This is a genomic window from Kitasatospora sp. NPDC091257, from assembly GCF_044757675.1.
In the GTDB taxonomy this organism is placed as follows: Bacteria; Actinomycetota; Actinomycetes; order Streptomycetales; family Streptomycetaceae; genus Kitasatospora; species Kitasatospora lactacystinica.
On sequence record NZ_JBIVVI010001270.1, the window covers coordinates 1 to 2,492 of the forward strand.

Annotated in this window: 5 protein-coding genes; 2 read left to right on the forward strand and 3 right to left on the reverse strand. The window is 66.0% G+C overall.

Annotated features, from left to right (window positions below; genetic code table 11):
- The 3 genes from ACIQOV_RS37160 to ACIQOV_RS37170 form a co-directional block, all read right to left on the reverse strand.
- Nucleotides 1-329 (reverse strand): I66 family serine proteinase inhibitor (locus tag ACIQOV_RS37160; protein ID WP_401055206.1); only part of this gene is annotated, 329 nt, incomplete at its 3' end.
- Between the two features lie 148 nt (nucleotides 330-477).
- Entirely contained in the window at nucleotides 478-669 is a 192-nt protein-coding gene (locus ACIQOV_RS37165) for a DUF397 domain-containing protein (RefSeq protein WP_401055207.1), read from the reverse strand.
- Nucleotide 670: 1 nt separating this feature from the next.
- Nucleotides 671-1,531 carry a helix-turn-helix domain-containing protein gene (locus tag ACIQOV_RS37170; RefSeq protein WP_401055208.1) on the reverse strand — a complete coding sequence of 287 codons (861 nt, stop codon included), beginning with the start codon at nucleotides 1,529-1,531 and terminating at the stop codon, nucleotides 671-673.
- A 199-nt stretch (nucleotides 1,532-1,730) separates the two neighbouring features.
- On the opposite strand from ACIQOV_RS37170, the gene ACIQOV_RS37175 reads away from it, so the two are divergent.
- Both ACIQOV_RS37175 and ACIQOV_RS37180 read left to right on the forward strand, forming a co-directional pair.
- On the forward strand, nucleotides 1,731-2,096 hold the full coding sequence (locus tag ACIQOV_RS37175) for an ATP-binding protein (protein WP_401055209.1): 366 nt from the start codon (nucleotides 1,731-1,733) through the stop codon (nucleotides 2,094-2,096).
- A complete protein-coding gene (locus ACIQOV_RS37180; protein ID WP_401055210.1) occupies nucleotides 2,096-2,356 on the forward strand; it encodes a hypothetical protein in 261 nt (86 codons plus the stop codon). The genes ACIQOV_RS37175 and ACIQOV_RS37180 overlap by 1 nt, the downstream gene beginning before the upstream one ends.
- The last annotated feature ends 136 nt before the right edge of the window (nucleotides 2,357-2,492 follow it).

Sequence of the window (2,492 nt, forward strand, 5' to 3'; positions counted from 1 at the left end):
GTCCACGAGGAGCCCTGGGGGGACTTGATCCGGTAGGTGTCCGGGACGCCGTCGACGGGGATCAGCTCCCACTCCGGGGCGTCGCCCTGGTCGAGGAGGAGGGAGACCAGCGGGCCGGCGGGCTTGAGGTCTTCTACGGCGGTCGGGGCGCCCTTGGCGTAGAGGCGGTAGTGATTGTTGGGGTAGGCCTCGACGACCCAGACAGCATCCTGGTCGTCGGTGTGGGCGAACACGGCTTTGGGGGAAAGGTCCAGGGCTTCGTGACGGGCTCGGCCGATCCTGGCGTCGCCGTTGTGGATGGTGTAGAGGCCGGACTCCAGCTGGGCCATGGCTGTCATTCCTTCGCGATGCGGGCGAGCTGCAGGTCAGTTGTATGTGCTCGGAGGGAGCCGGGGGAGGGGCCTCGGTGTGCCGTCACCTGAACGAGCGACGCCCCCTCGCCCGGGGCGGGCGAGGGGGCGTGGATGGTGCGGAGCGTCAGGCGTGATGGTCGAATTCGCCGGCCCGGGTGGCCTGGAGGAGGGCGGCGAAGGTGGCGGGGGTGGTCCGGAGGATGAGGTGGCCCTCGTCGGACTCGCGGAGTTCGACTGCCCCGTTGGCTGTGCGGACCTCCATGCAGTTGTCGCTGGAGCTGCTGAAGGACGACTTCTGCCAGTGATTCTGAGACATCTCAGCCTTTCAGGTTCTTGGCCGTGCGGTGGATTATCTCCCGTGAATCTTCGTCGTTGAGGGCGGCCTTCTCAATGCGGTCGAAGATGGCGCGATAGGACTCAAGCTCGGTTGAGGCGTCGAAGAAGAGCGGCCCGCGTGATGACTCCATCTCGACCGTATCAAGCTGGGGTACGTCTCCGAAGGAGTAGATGAGACTCTCGATCGGGCCCGGATAGGTGTGTGCGGTGAAGGGGATGACGCGGATGCTCATGTCGCCCCGGAGGGAGTCGTCGATCAGGCTGTGAAGCTGCTCCCGTAGCACGTCAGTCCCACCGAATCGAGTGAGCAGAGTGGACTCGTGGATGTAAAATTCGAGATTTCTTGGAGAGGGTTGAAGGATCCTGCTTCTGCGCTCTGAACGGAACGCGGCATGTAGATCGAGCTCGTCGTCAGATAGGCGAGGGATCCGTCGGCCGAAGATTCCTCGCGTGTAGTCATTGGTCTGAACGATTCCAGGAATGAATGTTGCCGCCCAAACTCGGATGGTCTTTGCGGCGAAGTCCTCATGTTCGGCGGATTCGAGGAACAGATCGGGGATATGATGGCGATACTTCTCCCACCAGCCCTTTTGGCGTGAGGCGATGATGCTGCCGAGTGCATCGATGAGTGACTGGTCGTCGCACTTGCAGGCTGCTGCGACCGTGCGGAGCCGGTCCGCGTTGACGCTCGTCTTGCCGTTCTCCATCTGTGTCACCTGAGCAGGGCTCACCCCGAGCGCCCGGGCAAGCTCGCTGCCTCCGAGACCGGCTTGCTCTCGCATCTTCCGCAGCTCTGCGCCCAGGCGGCGCTGACGGAAGGTTGGGTTCTGGCGGCCAGGCATGGGGTCCTCTCTGCATCATGTGGGCCCAGTGTGCCGCGATGCCCGTCGAAGGGGCCCATCTGTCCCTCTGAAGAGAGAACTTCGACGGAGCTACCTAAATTTAAGTAGATGTCGCGCCAGGGTCGAGGCACATCGATCCGATGGATCGTCAGCTCTGGCCTACGCCAAGCCATTTCGTTCGCATCCCGGGAGAACTCCCATGCGTCAGATCAACACCCCCACCATCGCCGTCGCGCGGCAGACCCTCCGCAACACCATGACCCGCGTCGGCTGGTCCGCCTCTCCGATCTTCGACGCGCAGCTCGCGCTCTGCGAGCTCCTCGTCAACGCGTGGCGGCACACCGACACCCCTGTGCCGCTGGTCGAGATCATCTCCGAGGGTGACTCCCTCCGGGTCTCCGTCACGGACGAGAGCCCGGTGCTGCCCTCCAGCCCGCCGCTGTCCCTGCTCGCCGAGTCCGGCCGGGGCCTCCAGCTGGTCGCCGCCCTCAGCCACTGCTGGGGCGTCGACCCGCACGAGCGGGCCAAGTCCGTCTGGTTCGAGCTGCGGAAGGACGTCGCCTGATGGTCTACCGCCCCGGCCGTCACCCGATGCTGCCGACCGACCCCCGGATCCGCTACTACACCGAGGGCCACGTCCGCGCCCTCCTGGACGAAGTCGTGGAGCGGGGGCGCGAGTTCGGCCTCATCTTCCCCTCGATCGAAACCGACCGGACCATGGACGGCCGCGTCCTCGTCCGCTTCAACACGGCTCCGGCCTCGACCCTCCTCAACCTCCTCACCCTGCTCCTCGACGCCGAGCGCAGGACCTCGTGCGATACCTGATCGGGACGGCCGTCGCGGTCCTCCTCGCCCTCGCGATCTCCACGGTCGCCCTGGGCGTCGTCACCGCCCTCCGCGCGGCCCCGCCGCCCGACGAGGACGCCTGACCCGCCGGCCCCCGCCGCCCACGCGCCGGGGG